This is a genomic window from Mesorhizobium sp. P5_C1 (assembly GCF_054049815.1).
In genome coordinates this window covers 1-851 of record NZ_JBFULQ010001182.1, presented here as the reverse complement: position 1 = coordinate 851, position 851 = coordinate 1, and the positions used below count along the sequence as shown (strand labels likewise).

1 protein-coding gene is annotated in these 851 nt (G+C 55.8%); it reads right to left on the bottom strand.

The genetic code is table 11. The annotated features are described in order from the left end of the window. Positions 1–430: 430 nt before the first annotated feature. The coding region (locus ACXJ7R_RS34750; RefSeq protein WP_457155741.1) for an excalibur calcium-binding domain-containing protein at positions 431–851 on the bottom strand (421 nt) is incomplete at its 5' end.

The window sequence follows — 851 nt, the reverse complement described above, 5'->3', positions numbered from 1 at the left end:
GACTCATACTTGCGTGCATCAGGCGCCCCGTCTCCCCAATATCCCCAACTCATCTTGTCATTTCGAACGCGCATTTGCATCAAAAAATACCGTCGACATGACTATCGACCTAAGATTCTAGAAACATCGTTACTTTCTCTGGCAGATATCAGCTGCGGATTTGCCCAAAAGACCGTCTGGGTCGGTAGTGTCTCCGCTATTGCGGGATTATCCAAAGACGTCGTGTCTGACCGCCACCATTAGAGTGCGGAGTGCCGCCGTATTCACGCGCGATGCTCTTGGTGTCGTTGATGTAGCTGAAGGCGTCCCATCCTCTTGCGCRGTTTAAGTTCCGCCAATATCGCCCCCCTCTTGTTGATACTGCAGATCGTATATGATCCGACGTTTCGATCCTTCACGGGGCTTGTCTGATTTAGCCATTGTGATCCCCTCAGCACAGGCTCTCACACGGAATGCCGTCCTTATCGCGGTCGAGCTTGCCGCCCCAAGGACAGTTGCTGAGATACCACTCAGCCTCTTCACAGGAGCCGATCTGAGAGCAGGTTCGTTTCGGCTGACATGAGAAGCCAGATGCTTGCGCTTGGCTGCCKATGATGCCCAAAGGCTGACTGGACCGCTCGGTCTGCTCGGCGCGCCAAGTCCAAGGCTCCTCGAAGGAGCCTTTCCACAGGCCAAGCTTGGCAGCCTTCGCGGCCGCTTGTTGGGAYGCGTAGGCGCCACTGGGTGCTGCAGGTTCCTCGACCTGTTGCACCACGCTCTGGCTCGAACTGCCAGAATCCGGTTCGGTGTGAACGGCGGCCTGTGGATATGGTGAGGTAGGGACTGGTCTTTGGTGTTTGACGGGATAGTAC